This window comes from Serratia sp. 2880STDY5682894, from assembly GCF_001537385.1.
GTDB lineage: Bacteria > Pseudomonadota > Gammaproteobacteria > Enterobacterales > Enterobacteriaceae > Serratia > Serratia nevei.
Window position 1 is genome coordinate 257,257 of sequence record NZ_FCJA01000005.1, and the last position, 23,528, is coordinate 280,784.

Annotated in this window: 23 protein-coding genes; 17 read left to right on the forward strand and 6 right to left on the reverse strand. The window is 59.2% G+C overall.

Features of this window, described 5'->3' with window-relative positions:
* Nucleotides 1-208: 208 nt before the first annotated feature.
* The 7 genes from AWX27_RS13820 (at nt 209) to AWX27_RS13850 (ending at nt 7,289) form a co-directional block, all read left to right on the forward strand.
* A complete protein-coding gene (locus tag AWX27_RS13820) occupies nt 209-730 on the forward strand; it encodes a fimbrial protein (RefSeq protein ID WP_060422953.1) in 522 nt (173 codons plus the stop codon).
* A 96-nt stretch (nt 731-826) separates the two neighbouring features.
* A complete protein-coding gene (locus tag AWX27_RS13825; protein ID WP_060422955.1) occupies nt 827-1,504 on the forward strand; it encodes a fimbrial biogenesis chaperone in 678 nt (225 codons plus the stop codon).
* Nucleotides 1,505-1,610: 106 nt separating this feature from the next.
* Nucleotides 1,611-4,160, forward strand: coding sequence for a fimbria/pilus outer membrane usher protein (locus tag AWX27_RS13830; protein WP_055315562.1), 2,550 nt, complete (start codon nt 1,611-1,613; stop codon nt 4,158-4,160).
* 7 nt (nt 4,161-4,167) lie between these two features.
* Nucleotides 4,168-5,229: a fimbrial protein gene (locus AWX27_RS13835; RefSeq protein ID WP_080432965.1), complete on the forward strand. Its 1,062-nt coding sequence runs from the start codon at nt 4,168-4,170 to the stop codon at nt 5,227-5,229.
* A gap of 56 nt (nt 5,230-5,285) precedes the next feature.
* Complete coding sequence (locus AWX27_RS13840; RefSeq protein ID WP_055313676.1) at nt 5,286-5,813, forward strand: fimbrial protein; 528 nt, start codon at nt 5,286-5,288, stop codon at nt 5,811-5,813.
* A gap of 51 nt (nt 5,814-5,864) precedes the next feature.
* Nucleotides 5,865-6,560: a LuxR C-terminal-related transcriptional regulator gene (locus AWX27_RS13845; RefSeq protein WP_055313677.1), complete on the forward strand. Its 696-nt coding sequence runs from the start codon at nt 5,865-5,867 to the stop codon at nt 6,558-6,560.
* A 45-nt stretch (nt 6,561-6,605) separates the two neighbouring features.
* On the forward strand, nt 6,606-7,289 hold the full coding sequence (locus tag AWX27_RS13850) for a LuxR C-terminal-related transcriptional regulator (protein ID WP_055313678.1): 684 nt from the start codon (nt 6,606-6,608) through the stop codon (nt 7,287-7,289).
* 231 nt (nt 7,290-7,520) lie between these two features.
* On the opposite strand, the gene AWX27_RS13855 is transcribed toward AWX27_RS13850, so the two are convergent.
* Nucleotides 7,521-8,072, reverse strand: coding sequence for a tyrosine-type DNA invertase (locus AWX27_RS13855; protein WP_055313679.1), 552 nt, complete (start codon nt 8,070-8,072; stop codon nt 7,521-7,523).
* A gap of 376 nt (nt 8,073-8,448) precedes the next feature.
* On the opposite strand from AWX27_RS13855, the gene AWX27_RS13860 reads away from it, so the two are divergent.
* Together AWX27_RS13860 and AWX27_RS24595 are read left to right on the forward strand one after the other, a co-directional pair.
* Nucleotides 8,449-10,101 (forward strand): multidrug ABC transporter permease/ATP-binding protein, encoded by a 1,653-nt coding sequence (locus AWX27_RS13860; protein WP_055313802.1) that lies wholly within the window; start codon nt 8,449-8,451, stop codon nt 10,099-10,101.
* A 386-nt stretch (nt 10,102-10,487) separates the two neighbouring features.
* Nucleotides 10,488-10,601 (forward strand): YmiA family putative membrane protein, encoded by a 114-nt coding sequence (locus AWX27_RS24595; RefSeq protein WP_072265486.1) that lies wholly within the window; start codon nt 10,488-10,490, stop codon nt 10,599-10,601.
* A 182-nt stretch (nt 10,602-10,783) separates the two neighbouring features.
* Here the strand turns inward: AWX27_RS24595 and AWX27_RS13865 are convergent, their stop codons facing one another.
* Nucleotides 10,784-12,004: a CynX/NimT family MFS transporter gene (locus AWX27_RS13865; protein ID WP_060422961.1), complete on the reverse strand. Its 1,221-nt coding sequence runs from the start codon at nt 12,002-12,004 to the stop codon at nt 10,784-10,786.
* A gap of 503 nt (nt 12,005-12,507) precedes the next feature.
* Here AWX27_RS13865 and agaR point away from each other — a divergent pair.
* From agaR to agaF, 6 genes are read left to right on the forward strand one after another with little or no spacing between them, the layout of a single operon-like run.
* Nucleotides 12,508-13,281 carry a transcriptional repressor AgaR gene (agaR, locus tag AWX27_RS13870; RefSeq protein WP_004931804.1) on the forward strand — a complete coding sequence of 258 codons (774 nt, stop codon included), beginning with the start codon at nt 12,508-12,510 and terminating at the stop codon, nt 13,279-13,281.
* 23 nt (nt 13,282-13,304) lie between these two features.
* Complete coding sequence (locus tag AWX27_RS13875) at nt 13,305-14,588, forward strand: D-tagatose-bisphosphate aldolase, class II, non-catalytic subunit (protein WP_060422965.1); 1,284 nt, start codon at nt 13,305-13,307, stop codon at nt 14,586-14,588.
* A 1-nt stretch (nt 14,589) separates the two neighbouring features.
* Nucleotides 14,590-15,066 (forward strand): PTS N-acetylgalactosamine transporter subunit IIB, encoded by a 477-nt coding sequence (gene agaV, locus AWX27_RS13880; RefSeq protein WP_019455696.1) that lies wholly within the window; start codon nt 14,590-14,592, stop codon nt 15,064-15,066.
* A gap of 14 nt (nt 15,067-15,080) precedes the next feature.
* Nucleotides 15,081-15,860: a PTS N-acetylgalactosamine transporter subunit IIC gene (agaW, locus tag AWX27_RS13885; protein ID WP_019455697.1), complete on the forward strand. Its 780-nt coding sequence runs from the start codon at nt 15,081-15,083 to the stop codon at nt 15,858-15,860.
* Nucleotides 15,850-16,743, forward strand: coding sequence for a PTS system mannose/fructose/sorbose family transporter subunit IID (locus tag AWX27_RS13890; RefSeq protein ID WP_016929936.1), 894 nt, complete (start codon nt 15,850-15,852; stop codon nt 16,741-16,743). Before agaW ends, AWX27_RS13890 begins: the two co-directional genes overlap by 11 nt.
* 10 nt (nt 16,744-16,753) lie before the next feature.
* Entirely contained in the window at nt 16,754-17,188 is a 435-nt protein-coding gene (agaF, locus tag AWX27_RS13895; protein WP_060422970.1) for a PTS galactosamine/N-acetylgalactosamine transporter subunit IIA, read from the forward strand.
* Between the two features lie 22 nt (nt 17,189-17,210).
* Here agaF and AWX27_RS13900 read toward each other — a convergent pair whose 3' ends face one another.
* Nucleotides 17,211-18,938, reverse strand: a complete 1,728-nt coding sequence (locus AWX27_RS13900) for an ABC transporter ATP-binding protein/permease (protein ID WP_060422974.1) — start codon at nt 18,936-18,938, stop codon at nt 17,211-17,213.
* Between the two features lie 205 nt (nt 18,939-19,143).
* Between AWX27_RS13900 and AWX27_RS13905 the strand changes: the two genes are divergently transcribed.
* Nucleotides 19,144-19,851, forward strand: a complete 708-nt coding sequence (locus AWX27_RS13905; protein WP_060422980.1) for a hypothetical protein — start codon at nt 19,144-19,146, stop codon at nt 19,849-19,851.
* 32 nt (nt 19,852-19,883) lie between these two features.
* Here the strand turns inward: AWX27_RS13905 and AWX27_RS13910 are convergent, their stop codons facing one another.
* Both AWX27_RS13910 and AWX27_RS13915 read right to left on the reverse strand, forming a co-directional pair.
* The gene (locus tag AWX27_RS13910) at nt 19,884-20,531 is read right to left on the reverse strand and encodes a DsbA family protein (RefSeq protein WP_038878652.1); all 648 of its coding nucleotides are present in this window, start codon (nt 20,529-20,531) and stop codon (nt 19,884-19,886) included.
* Between the two features lie 68 nt (nt 20,532-20,599).
* Complete coding sequence (locus AWX27_RS13915; protein ID WP_033635778.1) at nt 20,600-21,484, reverse strand: MBL fold metallo-hydrolase; 885 nt, start codon at nt 21,482-21,484, stop codon at nt 20,600-20,602.
* A gap of 108 nt (nt 21,485-21,592) precedes the next feature.
* On the opposite strand from AWX27_RS13915, the gene AWX27_RS13920 reads away from it, so the two are divergent.
* On the forward strand, nt 21,593-22,501 hold the full coding sequence (locus AWX27_RS13920) for a LysR family transcriptional regulator (RefSeq protein WP_060422984.1): 909 nt from the start codon (nt 21,593-21,595) through the stop codon (nt 22,499-22,501).
* A gap of 27 nt (nt 22,502-22,528) precedes the next feature.
* Here AWX27_RS13920 and AWX27_RS13925 read toward each other — a convergent pair whose 3' ends face one another.
* A complete protein-coding gene (locus tag AWX27_RS13925) occupies nt 22,529-23,452 on the reverse strand; it encodes a LysR family transcriptional regulator (RefSeq protein WP_060422988.1) in 924 nt (307 codons plus the stop codon).
* Nucleotides 23,453-23,528: the final 76 nt, after the last annotated feature.

The window sequence follows — 23,528 nt, forward strand, 5'->3', positions numbered from 1 at the left end:
TTAAATCCTGTTAAATGGGTTTTTATTGGTTTTAAAAACCAAAGGAGTCACTTTAGTTCAAAATGAATCGTTTGGGTGAATAAGCCCGAAGCCATTAATCAGTCTGGCTACGGCCCTTCACATTCATGGAACTAAATAAAAGGAATGACATTAAGGATATGTCGGAAATAAACCCATGCATATTTTGCATAATTTTAAGGAAAGTAGGATGAAAAAGAATCTGTTGGCTGTAGCTGTATTGACCGCGTCCGCATTTATCCCCTCTGCATTTGCTGCTGACGGCGCGCTGAATATCACTGGCACCATTACCGATCAGTCTTGCACCGTCGATCCGGACTCCCAGAACAAGCAGGTCGCTCTGGGTAAGATCGCTAAAGACGCATTCACCCTGTCTAAAACCGCCGGCGCCAAAGCCTTCAACCTGGTGCTGAAAAACTGCCCGGCCACCGTCACCGGCGCCACCGTGCGTTTTGACGGCACTCAGGTGCAGGGGCAGTCCGGGCTGTTGCAACTGACCGGTGCCGGCAGTGCCGGGGTCGCGGGCGGTATTGGCGTACAGCTGCTGGACGACGGCAGCAACGTGCTCAATATCGGCAACGATTCCCGCGTCTATACGCTGGCAGAGAACAAAGACAACGTTCTGGGCTTTGTCGCGCGCTATTTCGCTTATGACGACGTTTCCGTCGGTAGCGCCAACGCTACGGCCAACTTCACCATCGTTTATCAGTAAGGCTATGCCGTCACGGCGGCGAAACAGTTAGAAAAATGAGCCAGAGGGCGTGTTCTCTGGCTCTTGTTCATCGGTGATGGGAACGGGAAGAAAGAGATGAAAGCTGGATACTTTGCGCTGACGGCGGCGTTGTTGATGACGCTTTGGGCTCCGGTACAGGCCGGCGTGGTAGTGGGTGGGACGCGCCTCATCTATGACGGCGGTAAAAAAGAGTCTGCTCTGAATATCAACAATCCGGATGCGGTGCCTTATCTGATCCAATCCTGGGTCGATGCGCAAGAGGGCGATAGCGCGAAAGCACCTTTTATTATCACGCCGCCGCTATTTCGCTTAGACGGGGGCCAAAATAACCTGCTGCGCGTGGTACGTGCGGGCGGCAATTTACCGACGGACAGAGAGTCGCTGTATTGGCTGAATGTGAAGGCTATTCCTTCGGTGGAAAAGAAAGAGAACACGCTGCAAATTGCGATCAAGACCCGCATCAAGCTGATTTATCGCCCGCAGGGGCTCGTCGGCAATCTGGAAGAGGCGGCCGGTAAAGTGACGTGGCGGCGCAGCGGCGATCGTTTGCAGGTGACCAACCCTTCTCCCTACTACCTCACCTTTTTCAATTTGAAGCTGAATGGCCGCGCCATTACCGGCAACACCATGGTGGCGCCGCAGGCGAGCGCCAGTTTCCCGTTGCCGACGGCAAGTGGCGCAGGTGGCAGCCTGAGCTGGCAAATCATCAACGACTATGGCGGCACCGGCCAGACCTTCACCAGCACGTTATAACCGGGCCGCGGTGCGTGTTTTTTTGCTCTGGGATAACGCTGGAGCAGGCGTTCGGCTTACCTGATTCTTCGTCGGGCCGAGCCAATCGGGACAGGGAGTTAAAAGGATGAATAACCCGAATTGCATTGGTTTACCAGGGGCGCGATCGGTTCTGGCCGGCCTGATATCTTGCCAAATGGCGCTGCTGAGCTCGATCGGCACGGCTCATGCGCGCGATTATTTCAACCCGGCGCTGCTGGAAATTGATAATCCGGCGCTGCGCGGCGCCGATCTCTCGGTGTTTGAGGAGAACAGCAGCCAGGCGCCCGGGAACTACCGGGTCGATCTTTACCTTAACGGCGAACAGATCGACAGCCTTGACGTCGAGTTTCGGCTTATGCCGGGAGCCGACGGGAAGCAAGCGCTGCAGCCTTGTTTCAGCACGGAAAAATTGGCGGAACTGGGCGTGAGGGTGGCCATGTTTCCGGCGATGGTGCCCGGGGATAGCTGCGTCAACCTGGCACAGACCATTCCACAGGCCTCTGCGGTATTCCTGTTCAATCAGCTGAGGCTGAATTTGAGCATCCCGCAAGCGGCACTGCGCTTGAATGCGCGCGACTACGTTTCCCCGGATAAATGGGACTCCGGCATACCGGCGCTGTTGGTCAATTACAACTTCAGCGGCGCCAATAACCAGATGCGCGACAGCGAACGGCAAAACAACAATAACTATTACCTCAATCTGCGCTCGGGCATCAACTGGGGCGCCTGGCGCCTGCGTAACTATTCGATCTGGAACCATTACACCGGCGGTTCTTCTTCCTGGCGCTCAATCAACACCTACCTGCAGCGCGATATCGTTGCGTTGCAAAGCCGCCTGACCCTGGGGGACAGCACAACGCCCAGCGATGTGTTCGATAGCGTGCAGTTCCGTGGGGGGCAATTGGCCTCTGAGGACGACATCCTGCCGGACAGCATGAAAGGGTACTCGCCGGTGGTGCGCGGGATCGCGCGTACTAATGCGCAAATCGTAATCCGGCAAAACGGCTATGTGATTTATCAAAGCTATGTGCCGCCGGGGGCATTTGAAATTACCGATCTGTATCCCACGGGCGGCAGCGGCGACTTGAATGTGAACGTGCGTGAGGCTGACGGCCAGGAGCAGCATTTTGTGGTGCCGTACGCCGTGGTGCCGGTATTGCAGCGCGAAGGGCGTTTTAAATACAGCCTGACCAGCGGGAAATACCGTTCATACGGCGGTGGCGTTGATGAACGCCCGTTCAGCCAGGCGACCGGGATCTACGGTCTTCCGTGGGGGGCCACGCTGTATGGCGGCGTGCAGGCGGCCAGTAAGTATCAGTCCCTGGCGCTGGGTTGGGGGCAGAACCTGGGGGCGGTGGGCGCGCTGTCTGCCGATGTCACCCAGGCCTGGACCAAGCAGGAAACCCGGCCGAAGGAGCAGGGGCAGTCATGGCGTTTGCGTTACGGCAAGAACTTCATTGAAACCGGCACCAACTTTAGTCTGGCCAGCTACCGCTATTCCACGCGCGGTTTTTATAACCTGCAAGAGGCGCTGGAGAGCTACGGCGGCAACAGCGCTATCTATAACGATCACAAGAAGAGTCGCGCCGAGCTGACGATGAGCCAAAGCCTGTGGGAGCAGGGGGGAACGTTGTCGCTCAGCTTGTTTAACGAAGACTACTGGGACGATAACCGCCGTTCGCAGTCTGTCAGCCTCAGCTACAACAACAGCTGGGAGGCCGTCAGTTACGGGCTGAATTACACCTTCAACCAGAACGGCTACGACAGTAACGGCAATCGCAGCAGTATTCGTGACCATATCGTAGCGTTCAACGTCAGCGTACCGCTCAGCAAATGGCTGCCGGGCAGCTATGCCACCTACAGCATGAACGCCAGCCGCAATGGCGCTACCAGCAATAACCTTGGGTTGAGCGGTACCGCCTTGCCGGGCAATAACCTCAACTACAGCATCAACCAGGGCTATACCGGCAGGGGCGTGGGGGCGAACGGCAATATTCAGGCAGACTACAAAGGCGCCCTCGCCGAGTGGAACCTGGGGTATGGCTACGATCGCCATCGCCGGCAGGTGAACTACGGCGTACAGGGTGGCGTTCTGGTGCACCAAAACGGCGTCACGCTGTCGCAGCCGCTGGGCGATACGGTGGCGTTGGTGCAGGCGCCCGGCGCGTCAGGGGTGGATGTCCTGAACCAAACCGGGGTGAGCACCGATTGGCGCGGCTATGCGGTCGTGCCTTACCTGACGCCTTACCGGCGCAATATCGTCGGATTGGACGGTGAATCTTTTGCTGAAGATGTCGACATGACGCTGAGCAGCCAAACGGTGATCCCAACCCGCGGCGCCGTGGTGCGTGCCCGCTTCAATCCGGACGTCGGTGCCCGCGTGTTGCTGACCTTGCTGACGCGCAGCGGTGACCCGGTGCCGTTCGGCGCCACCGTCAGCAATCTCAACAGCCCCTCTGACAATGCCGGCATCGTCGGCGACGGTGGCCAGGTTTATCTGGCCGGCCTGGCGGAGAGTGGGCAGCTGCGGGTGAAGTGGGGCAATGACGCGGCTCAGCAATGTCAGGTCAACTATCAATTGGCTAATCAGCTCGAGAGCGGTGGGATTCGTCTCGTTAACGGGCAGTGTTTATAAGGTACATATGATGGCGACAGGAATATCGATTCAACGAGGGATCATCGTCGGCGGGCTATTGGCGTGCGCAACGTTCAGCGCACCACAAGTACAGGCGGCTTTCGGGCAGTGTGCTCCTATTTCGGGGACTCATGGGTTTTCATTCCTCTTTTCCCCGGTTTTAACCGACCCGTCGCAAAACGTGGTGGGGCGGATTATTAAGAATGCTGACGGCGGCAACTGGAATTTGCCCGGTTCTTATCGGGTGAAGTGCGAATGCCAGACGCGTACGGCGTCTTATGTCACCGCCAAAATGCTGCTGAGCGAGCCGGTATTCAGCAGCGGGGGGTTAACGTATTACGCGTTGAATGAATACCTGGGGGTCGCGAGCGAAGTTTTCGTGGCGGGATATCGCAATGAGTTTATTGCCGCACCGTTCACCAATGAGTCTAACTTTAAGACCGATATGGATGGCGATGACGAATCCTGTGCCAGCACGCCCTACAACAGCGGCGCTCGCGGGCGAATTCATCTGTATTTCCGCCGCCCTTTCGTTGGCGTGACCACAATCCCCAGCACCCGCCTGGTGGACACCTATGTCTCGGTGGCGAGTGGCGTGAAAAGCGATGTGCCGGTCTCCACGATATCCATGAGTGGCACCGTCACCGTGCCGCAGAGTTGTGTTATCGATCCGCAAGTGGTTACGGTCAATTTTGGCGACATCTTGACCTCGAATATCCAAACCAAGGGCGCGATGCCGCCCCGTTTTACTCCAGAAGAGAGAACGCTGACGCTGGCCTGTCGCAATATTTCCGCCGGCGTCAAGGTCAGCCTGTCATTCCGCGGCGAGGCTGACGGCAGCATGCCTGAGGCGCTGAAAACCAGCAATCGCGACATTGGCGTGATGATTAAGGATATGCAGGGCAATGTGATTCGGCCTCAGAGCGGGCGCTTGCCAATCGATAACTTCCAATATCCCAATCAGAGTGGCAGTTCACGGATCAGCATCTATCCGATCAACACCACCGGCCAGCTCCCTGCCGTCGGGCAGTTCAATGCAACGGCGACCATTCAGGCAGAAATTCAATAAACGGATATTTCAACGGTAGCGGGCCGTGCCCGGCGTTTAACGAGAAGGAATAAAGTATGGGGAAGGTTATTAGCGGTATCAGCTGCAAATTGGCGCTGGCTGGCCTGTTGCTCTTGGCCATGCCGACAGCGCAAGCCACATCAAAACTCGTCATTACCGGCAACATCAAAGCGGCGCCCTGCGAAATCGACGGCGCAAACGGCTCGATTTCGGTCAATCTGGGGGATGACATTTCCGCCGCCGTCCTGGCGACCTCCGGGGCCTCCAGCCCTTGGGTGGAGTTCCCTTTGACGCTAAAAAACTGTCCGAGTACCACCACGTCAGTTGTCGCGACCTTCAGCGGGACGGCCGCTGAGGAAAGCACCAGCTTATATAAAAGCACCGGCGGTTCTCGTCGGGTCCAAATTGAATTGCAAAACAACCAGGGAGCGAACCTGGGCAATGGCAAGAGCATGACCCAGTCAGTTAATCAGGCGACGCATGAAGCCAAATTCAATTTGCGGGCGCGGGCATACAGCACCAATGGCGGTTCTACGCCTGGCTCGATAGAGGGTGTCCTGCAGGTCACTTTTGTCTATCAGTAGACAAAAAGACCGTCCTAAGTGGAATGCTAACGACAGATTTAAGGTGATGATATGAATAGTAATTATCCATCAAGAGCGACTTTGGCGGCCGGTAAGGCAACGACGGGGGCCGTGGCCATCATGGAGCCCTGCCTCATCACGGCGTTGGGGATGAGAAATCGCTTGATTGAGTCCTGCGGCCTGCAGCCCGACAACGTTCGGCAGGTGACTAACCTGGTGGCATTGAGAACCTTATTCACTCAGCATGTGCACCGCTTATTGGTGATGGATTTGTGCGGTAAATCAGAGTCGGTATTGGACGGTTTCCGGTTGATCGCTGAAGTCCGCGAAAACTCGCCGGACACCGCGATAGTCATTTGCACGGCGCTGGATGAACCCAGACTGCTGCGGCAACTGATCGCCTCCGGCATCAGCGGCCTGATGTTGAAGCAGGAGCCGGCCATTGCGTTGACTCACTGCGTCCAACAGGTTTTGACGGGCTGCAGCAGTTTCAGCCATCGGGTGCGTCAACGTCAGTTGCATGAAGCGACGGCTGACAAGCCCCTGACGGCGAAGGAGTTGGATGTGCTGACCCAGCTGTTTTCCGGTAAAAGCGTAACCAACGTGGCGTTAACGATGTGCCGTGATATACGCACCGTCAGCACCCATAAACGCAATGCGATGTTGAAGTTGGGATTTCACAGCGATGGGGAATTGTACCTTCAGGGGAAATGGATGGCTGCGCAAGGTTCATCCTTTGTTCGCTAGGCATGCGCGAAATGCCTTTCGGCTAAGCAAGCACAGGAGCAGATTATGCATTTATGGCGTCAGCAACCGCTGAACATAGCGATAATGGACAGATGTCCATTAACGTTGGAAGGGTTGGCGAGTTTTTTAAAAACGCTGCCAACCCAGGCAAAAGTCGTCGTAAAGGAAACCAGCGTCCGCGCGGTGGCGGACAGCGTGGTCTATCAGCAGGCCGACGTGCTGATTACCGAAATGGACGGCGAAGATGAGACCGTGGCTCAGGGCAGAGAAACATTGCTGGCTCTGAGCACGCAGCTGCCCGACTTGCGGGTAATCGTCTATACCTGCTGCCAGAATGCAGAAGAGTTAGGGCGCCTGTTGAACCAGCCTAATGTCAGCATCGTTGCCAGAGATGACGCTTTGCCGCTGGTGGCGGAGTTTTTTAATCGCGTGTTGCTGGGGGAACGTGTGTTGAGTCCGCAGATTGGGGCTTTTCTGGCGCCTTCCGTGAGTGGAGAGGAGGTTAGCACGCGAAAGTTGACCCGCTGTGAGAGCGACGTTTTGGCCTTTTTGTTTAACGGTATGAGCCTGCGGCAAATCGCCGAGTTGCAACGCCGCAGCATCAAGACGATCAGCGCGCATAAATGCAGCGCCATGCGTAAACTGCAGGTAAAGAATGACAGCGAACTGTTTTCTTTGCACGGCAATATTACGCGGCAATTGGGGGGGAAATGGTCAAAGGGGACCTAGCCTTTAATGAAAGGGTATGGCGTTATGATTTATCGGCAGGTTTACCGCTAGCATAACCAGTGCGGCGTGCCCCTGGGCGCTGAGGCATGAAAAGCAGCTCGGCGTTAAAGTCGTGCTGGAGTAGGCCGTTGATGACGTGCCGGGCTGCATCTTCCCATCTGATGTTTGTACCAAACTCGATGCGCTGTTTAGCAAAGGACGAGGTCCCGCGTAGTTATTCTCATTGTGAGATTAAATGCTGATTGCGCGGAATCGTTCTACGTTGGTCGCGGTGTAGATCACCGTATTCTGGATATTTTTGTGTCCTAAATAATCTTGAATCAAACGCGTATCGATCCCCTTATCCGCAAGGGCGTAGCCGCAGGAGTGTCGCAACATGTGAGGATGGACCTGAACGCTAATACCGGCCATTTCGCCATACATTCTCATTAATCGATACAGCTGCTGACGTGATATTTGTCCGCCGTGGCGCGACAGGAATAACCATGGAGCTTCTGCGTCAGGATAGCTCGTCCGCTGGGCCAACCAATGTAACAGCGCCTGCCGTTCTCGCGGTTGGATCGGATGCTGAACGGAAAACCCGTTTTTCAGCCGGGATATATGGATCCGATTGGAGGTAAGCTCAATATCCTCCAGGCGTAAAGCACGCAGTTCGCTAACCCGCAAACCGTGAATAAAGCACATTAATAGTAGACAACGATCTCGAATGCTATTTTTCCCCTCATGCACGGCAGCAATCAGTTGCTCAATTTCAACCTGACTGAGAAATTTCCTTTTTTTCATTTTTCTTTCCTGCGTCTTTGATGTTGGCGATTTATATCATGAAGTTTTATTAAAGCATTGGAGCATAATGGGCGGCAAAGGAAATAAATAATTTCATTTTTTAATAGATGGTTTTTTTATCTTTTCTATTTTTTCATTTTTCAAGTGAATATATTTTGTATTTTATATGGTTATTTTATTTGTTTCATGAGGCTATTTAATTAGCGAATATTTAGCATCTCTGTAAGAGCCCCATGGAGAGTTTTCATCCGTCAGACAGCCATGAGATACCCTCTCTCTCTGATCGGTGCTTGATAAATTGTGATGAGAATTCGTCTTGATCTCATTCTCACGCCGCTTACAATGCCTGCCAGATCGCGACTTCAGAGGTTTTTTCATGGAACTGCTACGGGTGGTTTATCACCAGTACCGTTGGCCATTTCTGGCTGTCATGGCGCTGACCCTGGCCAGCGCCGGTTTAGGCATCGGTATCATTGCATTTATCAATCAATACCTGATGGAGGCCGGCGGCAATGCATTGGCCGTGCTGCCGATGTTTCTCGCCCTGCTGGCATTGCTGATGGCGGTCACGCTGGGCTCGCAATTGGCGCTGACGACATTGGGCCATTACTTCGTCTATCGCCTGCGTGGGCAGCTGGTGAAGCGCATTTTGGATACCGATATTGAACGCCTTGAACAATTGGGTAGCGCCTCATTGTTGGCCAGCCTGTCCAGCGATATCCGCAATATTACCGTCGCCTTCGTGCGCTTGCCTGAGCTGGTTCAAGGGGTGATTTTAACCCTGGGGGCGGCGGCCTATCTGGGGTGGCTATCACCGAAAATGCTGGCGGTCACGGCAGTCTGGGTGGCAGTGACCGTCGTGGGCAGCGGCTGCCTGGTGTCACGGGTTTATCGTCATATGGCCAGTTTGCGTGAGTCTGAAGAGCGTCTCTATCATCGTTATGAGTCGGTGATTGACGGTCGTAAGGAGCTGACGTTGAACCGCAAGCGGGCGCAGGCGCTGTACGAACAGGCCTATCAGCCCGATGCGCAAGCTTATCGCTACCATATCATTCGCGCCGACACCTTCCATCTGAGCGCGCTCAACTGGTCAAATATCATGATGTTGGGCGCGATTGGGCTGGTGTTCTTTATGGCCAACAGTCTGGGATGGGCGGACTCGGCGGTGGCCGCTACCTATTCACTGACGCTGCTGTTCTTGCGCACGCCATTACTGCAGGCGGTCGGGGCGTTTCCGACGCTGGTCAGCGCCGAAGTGGCCTTTAACAAGCTGAAGACGCTGCGCCTGGCCGAGTATCAAGCGGCGTTTCCTGCCGCCGTTGGCCGTTCCTGGCAGACGCTGGAGCTACGCGACGTGGTTTTTCACTATGCGGATACCGAACAGCAGCCCGGTTTTGCCGTCGGGCCGCTCAATCTGACGCTGCGCCGTGGTGAGTTGGTCTTTCTGATCGGCGGCAACGGCAGCGGCAAGTCAACGCTGGCGATGTTGTTGACCGGGTTGTACCAACCGGTGAGCGGGCACATCGTTCTGGATGGCGTCGCACAGACCGCGGCGGATATGCCGGACTACCGTCGGCTGTTTTCGGCGATTTTCACCGATTTTCATCAGTTCGATCGCTTGCAGGGGCCGGAAGGTGGTGAACCCGATGCGGAATTGGTCGCCGGCTGGCTCGAGCGGTTGAATATGAAAAGCAAACTGCAGTTCGACGGCACCAGGGTGACCAACCCGCAGCTGTCGCAGGGGCAGCGTAAACGCCTGGCTCTGCTGTTGGCGGTGGCAGAGCAGCGCGATATTCTGCTGTTGGATGAATGGGCCGCAGATCAGGATCCGCAGTTCCGGCGGATTTTCTATCGCGAGCTGTTGCCTGAATTGCGCGCGCTGGGCAAAACGGTGTTTGCCATCAGCCATGACGATCACTACTTTGAACACGCCGATCGGCTGCTTGAGATGCGCTCAGGCCATTTACGCGAGTTGACCGGCATTGAGCGTGAACACGCCAGCCGGGATTCCGTCAGTAGAATCGGTTAACTCACGCCGGCCCGGGCGAGACTAAAACGGGCCGGTGCTCCCCCGCAGGATTTCAGTACGTCGCTTCATTTTCTCTCCCCCCTTCAGCGCGGTCTGTTGCCGATTTGCCTTATGACCAGTCAAATAATTGACTGCTGAATTATTTACCAGTGGTTTAATTTTGACCTCTCAAGGTGTGGCACACTGCACATTCGTTCGCCTATCAATACAAGTTAACGGCTGCCGATAACAAGGGTATCCACGGTGCCGTCCTTACTGAGGCTGCAGTGCAGGTCTATGGGTAGCAGCAGTTTTTTAAAATGCCATAGGAAAAAACGACTTTATCGATCGTTAAAATAGATCAATAATCTCAATTTGAATGGTTTAATCTATTGGTTGAGGGCGCTGTGGTGAGCAAGGATGGATCAGATATCAAACGTAAAGCATGGCTGTGCGTATTTATCGGGAGTGGGCTGTTTTGGCTACTCATCGGCGCCGTGATTTATTGGTTACTGAATTAAGTAGGTTAAGCAGGAAGGCGACTTGTGAACAAAAAGCAGGCTAAAAACCGTGAGGGCGCACAGCGTCGTGCGCAGTCCAAAATTCCGCCTTCGTGGGTGTTGAGCGATGAGCAACGCGCCTTCATTGAAGACTTGTGGCAGGATAGCGCGCCTGAGCCGGCACGGCCCATCGCCCAACGGCGCTAGCTGATCACGCGGCTGCGGCCGGCCAGCGCGCCGAACAGCATTTGCAAAACGGTCAGGCACAGCAGGACGATCAGCGGCAAACGCCAGCCATCCGTCAGATCGTGCAGCAGGCCGAACAACGTGGGCCCCAGCGCCGCCAACAAATAGCCGACGGATTGCGCCATACCCGACAGCAGCGTCGCCTGATGATGATGCTGACTGCGTAAGCCAAAAAACGACAGTGCCAGCACCAGCGAACTCCCCGCCCCCAACCCGGCAAACGTCAGCCACACCAGTGAACTGGCGGGTTGCACCAATAATCCTCCGACGCCGATAAAGATCAGCAGGGAACTGCCCAGCGCGATTGCCCGCTGATCGCGCGCCCGCGGCAAAATCACCACCATGACAAAGTTGGCGACGATCGCGACCACCTGGTAAACGAACAGCTCGAATCCTGCCTGCTGGGCGGAAGTGCCGTGGCTGGCGGCAAAGGCGCTGAACCAACCGATGATGGTGTAGAAGGCGATCGATTGCAGCCCCATGAACATCGCCACTTGCCAGCCCAGCGCGCTGCCCCAGGGAGAACGATAGCGCTGTGGCTCCGTCGGCTTCGGTTCTTTGGTGGCGGGAGTGGCCAAGCGCCGTAGCTGCGGCAGCCACACCAGCAGCGCCAGCAAGGCGGGCAAACCCCAGAACAGCAAAGAGAACCGCCAGCCGAGGTCGGCCAGGGCAGCCAGCGGCACCGCCAGACCGGAGGCGATGGCGGCAACCAGTGACATCACCGCCGCATAGGCGGCGATCATCGCGGCGGCCCGATGCGGGAAATCTCTTTTCACCAGCGTCGGCAGCACCACGTTGGCGAAGGCAATGGCGGCGCCGATCAGGATGCTGCCCGGCCAGAGCATGGCGTCTTGCGGCAGGGAACGTAGCGCGATGCCGCAGACCAGCAGCGCGAGGGCGAGGCCCAGGGTGCGCTCGATGCCGATGCGTTTCGCCAGCGCCGGAGTCAATGGCGAGAGAACGGCGAACAGGATCAGCGGCAACGAGTTGATCAGGCCGGCGGCGGTGGCGGACAACGCCAGCTGTTGCTGGATCTGCTCCAACAGTGGGCCGACGCTGGTCAGGGCGGCGCGCAGGTTGGCCGCGATCAGCATAATGCCGACGATCAGCAGGACAGGGCGGTGTAAACGGCGACGCGGGGTCGCGGTGGACGTTGGGGATGAAGCGGGTTGCGGCATGGGTTCCTCGCACCAGGGCATGCAGTCAATCAGTGCTGCATGGCGTGATGCGTTGATTGACGTTAACGCTTACGTACCGACAAATTGGCGGTATCCGATCGCAAGTGTAGGGAAGATGGCTCACGCTGACAAGGGGACGGGCCGGCGGGATGATGGCGGTTAACCCCTGCCGGCCGCAGGATAATTGCCATTATGTGATCCTGGTCACTGAGTGAACTAAAAGTCATGGCGCGGGGCGCGCCATGCGCCGCTTTCGCTTTCCTCACCGCCGGCTCCGTGGCCCCCCGGCGTTCGCGCCCGTCATGGCATTTCACTTTTCCCCCTTTCCGCTTTTTGGCTTTTCGATCCGTTTCGATTCGAAAGGTTTTTTGGCGGTTTTTTTGCTAAAACGGGGCTGTAAGCCCGATCACAATTTCATTGCTTTCGCTTTGCTGTAATGCCAGCGCAGTAGAGCGAAAGCCATCTTCTCCCCGGCGATGCCGGAAACCTGAGGACCGCAGCTCATGCCAGTGAATACCGCAAAGCGACGTGAACACATCATCGATCTGTTATGCGAGCACGGCAGCGTGCGCGTGGAGCAGCTCAGCAAACAGTTTGCGGTATCCACGGTGACGATCCGCAACGATCTGCGCTTTCTGGAACGAAAAGGGTGTGCGCTGCGCGCTTACGGCGGCGCGATGCTCAATCAGCAATTCGCTTTCGATCGGCCGCTGCGGGACAAAGGGCGGTTGAATCGCGACGTCAAAACGCTGATCGCCAACGCGGCGGCCGGCTATGTGCGCGACGGCGATGCGCTGATCCTCGATTCCGGTTCCACCACCGCGCAGATCGTGCCGTTCCTGAAGGGGCGGCGCGATCTGGTGGTGATGACCAATGCGCTGAACATTGCCTACGAGCTTTCGGGAAACGACGGGGTGGAGGTCATGGTGCTGGGGGGCAGCGTGCGTCGCAACTCTTACTCGCTCTACGGTCCGGCTGCCGAGCAGCAATTGCGTCAGTACCGCTTCGACAAGCTGTTTTTGGGCGTCGACGGGTTCGATCTGAGCGCCGGCATCACCACGCCTCACCCCGGTGAGGCGCACCTCAATCGCGTAATGTGCGAGGTGGCGCGCGAGATTATCGCGGTGGCGGATGCCAGCAAATTCGGTCGCAAGAGCTTTTGCATGATTCGCGAAGCCGGACAAATCCATCGGCTGATCACCGACAGCCGTCTTCCGGACGATTACGAGCGGGCGTTAACCGAGCTGGGCGTGGAGGTCATCATCGCCGATCGGTAGCAGGGCGCCTGCATGGGGGCTTCATGCAGCAGTTGTTACAGCTTGTCGAGCAGCACAAGGCCGGTATGCCGGTCGGGATCTTTTCCGTCTGTTCCGCCCATCCCTGGGTTCTGAAGGCCGCGCTGCGGCAGGCCAAAGCGCGCGGCACGCCGGTATTGGTAGAGGCGACGTCCAACCAGGTCAATCAGTTCGGCGGCTATACCGGCCAAACGGCGGCCCAGTTCCGCGATGCGCTGTGGCGCCTGGCGGATGAGGTTGGCCTGGCGCGCGAGAGAGTGTGGCTGGGCGGCGATCATCTGGGGCCCAACGCCTGGCAAGATCGCCCGGCTCAGGAGGCGATGGCGCTGGCGGAAACCTTGATCGACGATTACGTTCGCGCCGGATTTCGCAAAATTCACCTCGATTGTTCCATGTCGTGCGCCGGCGATCCCTCGCCCCTGGGGGATGCCACGGTCGCCGAGCGTGCGGCGCGCCTGTGCGCGGTGGCGGAGCGGGCCTGGGCGCAGAGCGGCGGCGAAGCGCCGGTTTATGTGATCGGCACCGAAGTGCCGGTGCCGGGCGGCGCGCAGGAGGCGCTGGCGGGTCTGCAGGTCACCACGCCGCAGGCGGTGGCGCAAACGCTGGAAACGCACCGCATCGCCTGGCAAAAAGCCGAGCTGAACGATGCCTGGCAGCGAACTATCGCGCTGGTGGTACAGCCGGGCGTCGAGTTCGATCACCACAGCGTTGAGCATTACCAACCGCAGCGCGCCGACGCATTGAGCCATTTCATCGAACGGCAGCCGGGCATGATCTATGAAGCGCACTCTACGGACTACCAACCACCGCAGGCCTACCGCCAACTGGTGCGCGATCACTTCGCCATCCTGAAGGTGGGGCCGGCGCTGACCTTCGCGCTGCGCGAAGCGCTGTTCGCCCTCGATCGCATCGAGCGTGAATGGCTGGGGGAACGCCAGTCGGCGCAGCTGTGCGCCACGCTGGAGCAGGTGATGCGCGAGCAGCCGCAGCAGTGGAGCCGCTACTACCACGGCACGCCGCACCAGCAGTATCTCGATCGCCACTACAGCCTGAGCGATCGGGTGCGTTACTACTGGCCGCAGCCGCAGGTGCAGCAGGCGGTCGACGGTTTGCTGGACAACCTGCGCCGCAGCCCGGCGCCGCTGGCGCTGCTCAGCCAGTACCTGCCGGATCAGGCGAGGGCGATGAACGCCGGCGAATTGAGCGCCGATCCGCAGGAGTGGGTGCTGCATAAAGTGACGCAGGTGCTCGACGATTATCACGCCGCCTGCTACCCGGAGGGCCGCTAGCATGCCGAACATTTTAATGACCCGCATCGACAACCGCCTGGTGCACGGCCAGGTGGGCGTGACCTGGACCAACACCCTCGGCGCCAACCTGGTGGTGGTGGCCAACGACGAGGCGGCCGCCGATCCGGTGCAGCAGAACCTGATGGACATGGTGGTGGCGGAAGGGGTGCAGACCCGCTACTTCACGCTGCAGAAAACCATCGACGTGATCCACAAGGCGGCGGATCGGCAGAAGATTTTTCTGGTGTGCAAAACGCCGCAGGACGTGTTGACGCTGGTGCGTGGCGGGGTGCCGATCCGGTTCGTCAACGTCGGCAACATGCACTTCGCCGAGGGGAAGCGGCAGGTGCACAAAACGGTGTCGCTGGACGACGGCGACGTGGCCGCGTTTCGCGCGCTGGCGGCGCTGGGCGTGGAGTGCGAAGTGCGCCGGGTGCCGGATGAGGCGGGCGAGGCGATCGGCAAACTGCTCTTTTGAGCCAGGGGGAAAGCATGTTGACGGATGCGTTATTGATTGCGCTGTTGGCCGGGCTGGCGGGGGTTGACCTGTTCGACGGCCTGACCCACTTCCACCGGCCGGTGGTGATGGGGCCGCTGGTGGGGCTGATTTTGGGCGATGTCTACACCGGGTTGCTGGTGGGCGGCACGCTGGAGTTGGTGTGGATGGGGATGGTGCCGCTGGCGGGCGCCCAACCGCCTAACGTGGTGATTGGCGGGGTGATCGGCACCGCGTTCGCCATTCTGACCAAGGCCGACCCGAAAGTGGCGATCGGCGTGGCGGTACCGTTCTCGATTGCGGTGCAGGGCTGCATCACGCTGCTGTTTACGCTGTTCTCGCCGATGATGCACCGCTGCGATCGCATGGTGAAGGAGCTGAACTGGCGCGGCATCGAACGGGTGAACTATCTCGGCATCAGCATCCTGTTCATCTTCTATTTCGTGGTGGCATTCCTGCCAATTTACTTCGGCGCCGATGCGGCCAGCGCCATGGTGCAGAAGGCGCCAGGCTGGCTGCTGGACGGGTTGGCGGTGGCGGGCGGCATGATGCCGGCGATCGGCTTCTCGCTGCTGATGAAGGTGATGATGAAAAAAACCTACGTGGCCTATTTTATCCTTGGCTTCATCTCGGTCACGTTCCTCAAGCTGCCGATCCTGGCGGTGGCGCTGGGTGCCCTGGCGATCGCCCTGATCGACTTCTTCAACACGCAACGCGGCGCGGCAGAGGCGACGGCCCGGCCCGCTCCGCAGGAGGACGCCGAAGATGGCATTTAACGATTCCGACGATCTGCTGGCGCAAAAGGCCGAGCAACGCATGGCGCAGGCGCTGGCCACCAGCCAGGTGGAGCAGGATGACTATCTGGACAGCCAACCCGCCGAAGCGCTGACGCGCGGCGACATCAACCGCATGGCCTGGCGTTCGCTGCTGCTGCAGGCGTCGTTCAACTATGAACGTATGCAGGCCGGCGGCTGGCTGTATCAGCTGATCCCCGGGCTGCGCAAGATCCACCGCAACCCGCAGGATCTGGCCAACTCGATGAAGATGCACATGGAATTTATCAACGTGCACCCGTTCGACGTCACCTTCCTGTCCGGCCTGGTGCTGGCGATGGAACAGAACAAGGAGAAGATCTCCACCATTCGCGCGGTGAAAGTGGCGCTGATGGGGCCGCTCGGCGGCATCGGCGACGCGCTGTTTTGGCTGACGCTGCTGCCAATTTGCGCCGGGATAGGCGCTTCGCTGGCGCTGGAGGGCAGCCTGTTCGGGCCGATCGTCTTCCTGCTGCTGTTCAACCTGTTTCACTTCGGCCTGCGCTTTGGGCTGGCGCACTACGGCTATCAGGCCGGCACCAGCGCGCTGGCGCTGTTGAAGACCCACACCCGGCGCATTTCTCATGCCGCGTCGATCGTCGGCATGACGGTGATCGGCGCACTGGTGGCCTCGTATGTGCACCTGTCCACGCCGCTGGTCATGCATGCCGGCAAGGCCAGCGTAGCGCTGCAGACAGACGTGTTGGACAAGTTGATGCCCAACCTGTTGCCGCTGTGCTTCACGCTGCTCATTTTCTTCCTGATGAAGCGCGGCTTCTCGCCGGTGAAGCTGATTGGCGTCACCGTAGCGATCGGCGTAGCGGGCAAATTTATCGGCATTTTGTGAGGAGTGGGGTATGCCAGGCATTGTGATTACCGGCCACGGCGGCTTCGCCACCGGGCTGTTGCAGGCGGTGGAGCAGGTGGTGGGGCGGCAGCCGCACTGCGCGGCGGTCGATTTCCCTGAACAGATGAGCACCGCGCAGCTCAACGACGCCTTGCGCTCGGCGCTGGCGGCGGTGGCGCAACCGGACGGCGTGGTGTTTCTCACCGACATGCTCGGCGGCTCGCCGTTCCGCAGCGCCTGCGAACTGGCGGATGCGCAGGGCGATTGCGAAGTGCTGACCGGCGTCAATATGCAGCTGGCGGCGGAAATGATGCTGGAGCGCGACGGGTTGAGCCTGGATGAGTTTCGCGAGGTGGCGCTGGCGTGCGGCAAACGCGGCCTGACGAGCCTGTGGCATGAGCGCCGCCGGGTGAAATGCGAAGACGTGCAAACCGACGGCATCTGAACGAACGCCGTCGGTCTGCGGGTTATACCGGCAGCGGGCTCAGCGCCAGGCGCGCCGGTTGATCTTCGCTGCGGCTGAAGCGCCAGCAGGTCTGGTGGTACTTCGCCACGCTGTTGCGGTGCGCCACGCTGATCAGCGTTACGTCCGGCAGTTCATCCACCAGCAGGCAGTACATCAACTGTTCGGTTTCGTCGTCCAGCGCGCTGGTGGCCTCGTCGAGGAACAGGATGCTCGGGCGAATCAACAGGGCACGAGCGAACGCCAGCCGCTGTTGCTCGCCCGGCGACAGGCGATGGCTCCAGTTGGCGGAGGTATCCAGCCAGCGCTGCAGGTGCTTCAGGCGGCAGTTTTCCAGCACCCGCATCAGCTGCGGATCGCTGTATTCCGATGCCAGGCTCGGGTAGCTCAACGCTTCGCGCAGCGTGCCGATCGGAATGTAGCTGCGCTGCGGCAGGAACAGCGTGTTGGCGTTGGCCGCTACCCCGATAGCCCCCGCGCCGTAAGGCCAGATACCGGCGATGGCCCGCAGCAGCGTCGACTTGCCGCAGCCGGAAGGGCCGACGATCAGCAGGCGTTCGCCGCGTTGCAGCGTCATCTCGGCGCCGGCCAGCAGCGGCTGGCCGTCGGGCAAGTTCAGGCTGAGGTTATCCAGCGTTAACGGATGGGCGGTCTCTTCCCGCAGCTGAACGCCGCGCGGCTGATGATGCACCTGATCGACGGCGGCGTTGAAGCCGGCCAAACGGTTGACGCAGGCTTTCCAGGTCGCCAAATCGTTAAACGCGTCGATAAACCATGACAGCGCACCTTGCACCTGGCCGAAGGCTGAGGCTATCTGCATCAGGCCGCCCATCTGAATGGCGCCGGAGAAGTAGCGCGGCGCGGCCACCAGCAGGGGAAACACGATGGCGAACTGGCCGTAGAAGTTGGTGGCGATGTTCAGCCGCCGGGTGATGCGCATAATTGCCCACCAGTTGCTGCGAATGGTGTCGAAACGATCGCCCAGCTGCTGCGCCTCGCGCGGTTCGCCGTGGTACAGCGCGATGGCGTCGTTGTTTTCGCGGATGCGGATCAGGCCGAAACGGAAGTTCGCCTCGTACCGTTCCTGATTGAAGCCCAGCATGACCAGCGGTTTGCCGACCCACCAGATCAGCAGCGATCCCAGCACCGCATACAGCAGCGCGAACCACACCATATAACCGGGCAGCGTGATGGCGTGCTGGCCGAGCGCGAAGGTCATCGGCCCGCTGACGTGCCACAAGATGTCGATAAAGGAAAACAGCGTCACCAGGCTGGAGAGCAGCCCGAGCGACAGCGACAGGGTATATTGGGTCAATACGTTGAGATCTTCGGCAATACGCTGATCGGGGTTATCGACGATCTGCTGCTGCTCGGTGTGGTAATACGCCTGGTGCGCCAGCCATTTTTCCATGAACTTTTCCGTCATCCAGCGCCGCCAGCGCATCTGCAGCCCCTGAGTCAGGTAGATCTTGTAGACCGCCAGCACGATGAAGATCAGCGCCAGATAGGTAAAGCGCCACAGCTGCGCCTTGAATACCGGGTAGTTTTTGTTCTGCAGCGCATCGTAGAACACCTGGTTCCATTGGTTGATCTGCACGCTGATATAGACCAGGCCGAGCGACAGGACGACGATGGCGATCAGCATCATCCAGGCGCGCCATCGCTCCTCCGACACCCAAAAGGGTTTGATCAACTGCCAAACGGCGTGTTTCTGCAAGGGGGTTGCGTTCATAGCGACTCGTTAATTGCGGCATTTTGTTCAGCATGGGCCGCGGGCCGGTAACAAACAAACCGCGACTGTAAGCAGTTTTGACCTCGCTAACCGTTTGAAATAAGGCGGTTGAATCGTCAGCGGTGCGCAGATGGGCGCAATTGCGGCATACACTCCGCCGCCGGGCGGTTATACTGGCGCCGAATTTTTGCAGAAAGGATAAACGATGAAGGCTTGGGTTCCCCTGTTGCTGACCTGCGGCGTCTTCGCCAGCGCCCGGGCCTGGGCGCACATTGACGAGCCGGACATCGCCGCCGACTGCCAAAAGGTGGCGAGCTACGCCGAGCTGGGAAAAAAGGCCTATCAGCGGCAGGATTACGCCAAAGCTGCCGACATCTTTCGCGATCAGGCGGCCTGGAGCGAGTTTTGCGGCCTGAGCGAGCAGGCCGTCGCCACGGCCTACAACAACGTGGCGCTGTCGCTGATGCACGCCGGCGAATTGCTCAAGGCGCAGGCCTATCTGGCGCTGGCGCCGCACGATGACAAATCGCAGCACAACATGAGCCTGTTGCGCCAACGGCTGGCGCAGCGGCCGCAGCCGCAGGGGCCGGGCGGCGTGTATTGGCAATACGCCGGGCGCGGCGTGTGGAGCGAAGTGGTGGTGAAGCCGCAGGGCGAGCGCTGGCTGATCGATTTCTCCGGCTACGCCATGCCGCAGATGGGGCTGTATTACGGCCCGAACATGGGCGACTTCACCGCCGAACTGCCGATCGAGCACGGCAAAGCTGTTTATCATCAGCATGACTCGGAAAGCGCACAGGTCTGCGACGTCACTTTGGCGTTTGGTGAGCAAACGTTGGAGATGCACACGCGCGGGGATTGCGGGTTCGGTCACAACGTGCGGGCTGAAGGGCGGTTCGTACGGGTCGAATGACCCGCCCCGGCAGTCGGGGCGAGAAAGGTTGGTTACGCCAGCGCGGCGGCGCCCAGCAGGTTTTTCCAGGCTTCTACATTACCCAGATAGTTGCCGGCCGGCAGCAGATGCAGGCGGCCTTCGCTGTCCTGTAGCGCAAAGGTCGGGAAGCCCTGGCCTTGCACTTTGGCCAGCAGCGCCCGGCTTTCCGCGATGTGTTGCGCGGTCGGCGCGCCGCTGCTGAAACGCATTTCGGCGATAAACGCCGCCGAAGGCAACCCCAGCTCTTTCGCCAACGCTTCCAGCACCGGCGTGTCGGCGATGCGTCGGCCTTCCTGATAGTGTGCCTGCTGAATGCGGTGCAGCATGTCCAGCCCGCGTCCCGCCAGCTTTTCCGCCGCCAGGATAGCGGTGATCGGCGGCTCGGAATCCATCACCGCCGTGGTGTCGCGCAGCAGGCCGTTGAAATAGGCTTCGCCAAAAGGCTGGCCCGTCATCTCGGCGATGCGTTTGTCGTGCGGAATGACGTAGTTGCGCCATTCGTCGGTAATTTGGCGGCGGTTGTTGCCGGTCATCATGCCGCCGGCGTGCGGCACGACCTTCAGCCCGGGGAGGCTCTGAGCCGCTTTCACCAGCGGCGCGGCGCCGTAGCACCAGCCGCACAGCGGATCGAAAATGTAATGCAGAGTGGTTTCGGTCATCTTTACTCCTCGCCTGGCGCGCGGCAGCTCACCGCGGCGCCAGGGCTGGTTCAATCACGCACGGGCGCTTATTGCGGCCACTTCATCTCGCCTTTCAGCACTTTCGCGCTCAGTTCCAGGCTCGACTCGTCTTTCAGCGTCGGGTAGTGCTTTTTCATCGCTTCAATCAGCGCGGCGGAATCCTTGGCTTTCGGCAGTTCGGCTTCCAGCGTGGTCAGGTATTTCTGGGTAAAGTGCACCGATGCCAGCGTTTGCGCTGCGCCCGGCAGGAAGTGGCCCGGCACGACGACCTGCGGCTTCAGCGCTTCGATGTTTTTCAGCGTCTGCTGCCAGTGCTGGCGCGATTCCACGCTCTGGTTGTCGGCGATCCACGGGTGGATGTTGTCACCGGCGACCGCGACACCGCCTACGACCGCCTTCAGCGCCGGGATCCACACGAAGGTGCGATCGGGGGTCGGGCCGTTCAGGCCTTTCACTTCCACTTTCTGGCCGTCGATGGTGAAGCTGTCGCCCTGCAGCGGCTGCGGCACGATCACGGTTTTCGGCGCGTTGTCTTTCAGGATCGGGCCCCAATAGGCGACTTTACCGTCTTTGGTGGCGTTGATGTCCTTGATGGTGCCTGGCGAAGCGATGATTTTCGCCTCCGGGAAGGCCGCTTTAATCACGTCCAGACCGAAATAGAAATCCGGGTCTGAGTGGCTGATATAAACGGTGGTCAGTTTCTTGCCGGTCGCCTTGATCTTTTTCACCAGCGCTTCGGCATCGTTACGCTGGAACTGAGCGTCGATCAGCGCCACTTCGTGTTTGCCGCTGATGATTTCGGAAGACACCGGGAACACGCTTTTCTCGCCCGGGTTATACACTTCCATGGTCAGGGTATCGGCCGCGGTGGCGTAGGTGCTGAGGGTGGCGACGCCGGTGAAGGCCAGAGTTAACAGTGATTTCTTAAACATGGGCAGAGGTCCTTGGGTATCGGTTAATGTTGTAATGATGTTAGGTTGCATAAAGCGATAGAAAAACCGGATAATAAGCAATTATTCGTTGCATAAATCGGACTAATCATGGATCGCATTACCGCCGCTGAGGTTTTTGTCACCATCGTCGATCGCGGCAGCATGATCGCCGCCGCGGAAACGCTGGAGATGTCGCGCGCGATGGTGACGCGCTACCTGGCACAGATGGAGCAATGGGCCGGGGCGCGTTTACTGCACCGCACTACCCGTAAGCTTAGTCTGACCGACGCCGGGGAGCGTACTCTGGAACGCTGCCGGCAAATGCTGGCGCTGGCGGGGGAGATCGACCTGGTGGAGGAAGGGCAGAGCGATGAGCTGCGCGGCCTGCTGCGCATCACCTGTTCGCAGTCGCTCGGGCAAACGGCGCTGGTGGGGGCCGCCGCTCAGTATCTGAAGCGTCACCCGCAGGTGGCGGTCGATCTGCAGATGAACAACCGGGCGGTGAACCTGGTGGAAGAGCGCATCGATCTGGCGCTGCGCATCACCAACGAGCTGGATCCCAACCTGATCGCCCGCCCGCTGTCCACCTGCGCATCGGTGGTGTGCGCCGCGCCGGCGTATCTGGCGGCGCACGGCACCCCGCGTCAACCGCAGGACCTGGCGTTGCACAACTGCCTGACCTACTCCTATTTCGGCAAAAGCCTGTGGCACTTCGATGCTCAGGGCGTGAAATCGGCGGTGGCGGTCAGCGGCAACCTGAGCGCCAACGAGTCGGTGGTGCTGATGGCCGGCACGGTGCAGGGGGCAGGCATTTCCATGCAGCCCTATTATTCGGCGGCGCCGCTGCTGGCCAGCGGCGAGCTGGTCGAACTGCTGCCGGATTACCGGCCGCAGTCGATGGGCATCTACGGCATCTATACCTCACGCCGCCAGATGCCCGCCACCTTGCGCACCATGCTGGACTTTCTGGTGGAGTGGTTCGCCACCGATCCGCAGTGGCAGGCGACGCTGCGCTGATGCTTCGGCAATATTCCCACGCCGATTTCAGCGCCTGACGGCGGCGGCCAGCCGGGCGGCAAAGGCGGCGGCCTGCTGATGAAGGTGGTCGATAAAGGCGGTGACCAGCGCCGATGAAGGGCGGTGCAGCGGCCGGATCAGGCTGACGGTGAACGGCACGTCGATGCTGAACGGCCGCACGTGCACACCGTTACCGGCATAGTCGAGCGCCGTCAGCGGGTTGACGATCGACACCCCCACGCCGGCCCTCACCATGGCGCACACCGACGCCGCGCTGTGCGTTTCCATCACCATGCGGCGCTCGACGCCCTGTTCGCCGAACAGCGCATCCAGCAGGTGGCGATAGCTGTCGGTGCTCGACAGGCTGATAAAGTTCTGCCCGGCGAAGTCCTGCGGCGTCAGCCGATCTTTCACCAGCAACGGGTGGCCCGTCGGCAGCACGCAGACTTCGTTCAACGTCATCAACGTCACCCGCTCGGTGCCCGCCGGCGTCAGGGTGGTTTCCGTCAGCCCGAGATCGTGACGCTGGGCAGACAGCCACTCTTCCAGCAGCGGCGACTCTTGCGGGATGACGCTGAAGCTGACTTCCGGGTAACGTTCGATAAAGGGCCGACACACCGCCGGCAGCAGCGATTGAGAAAATACCGGTAGGCACACGATCGACAGCTGTGCCTGCTGAAACTGGCGAATGCCGGCGGCGGCGTTGACGATGCGATCGAGGCCGTAATAGGAGCGCTGCACCTCTTCGAACAACCGTAGGCCCTGCACCGTGGGGGACAAGCGACCGCGCACCCGGTCGAACAGCTGCAGCCGGATCAGCTTCTCAAAGCGCGCCAGCTCGCGGCTGACGGTCGGTTGCGAGGTCTGCAGCAGGGCCGCCGCCTCGGTCAGGTTGCCGGTGGTCATCACCGCCCGAAAAATTTCGATCTGCCGCAAAGAGATGCTGTGCATGGTGAGGCCGCTCGATTAAGGGGAAAGCCATATCATAAATGAATAGACTACGGCTAAATAGATATTTTCCACCCGA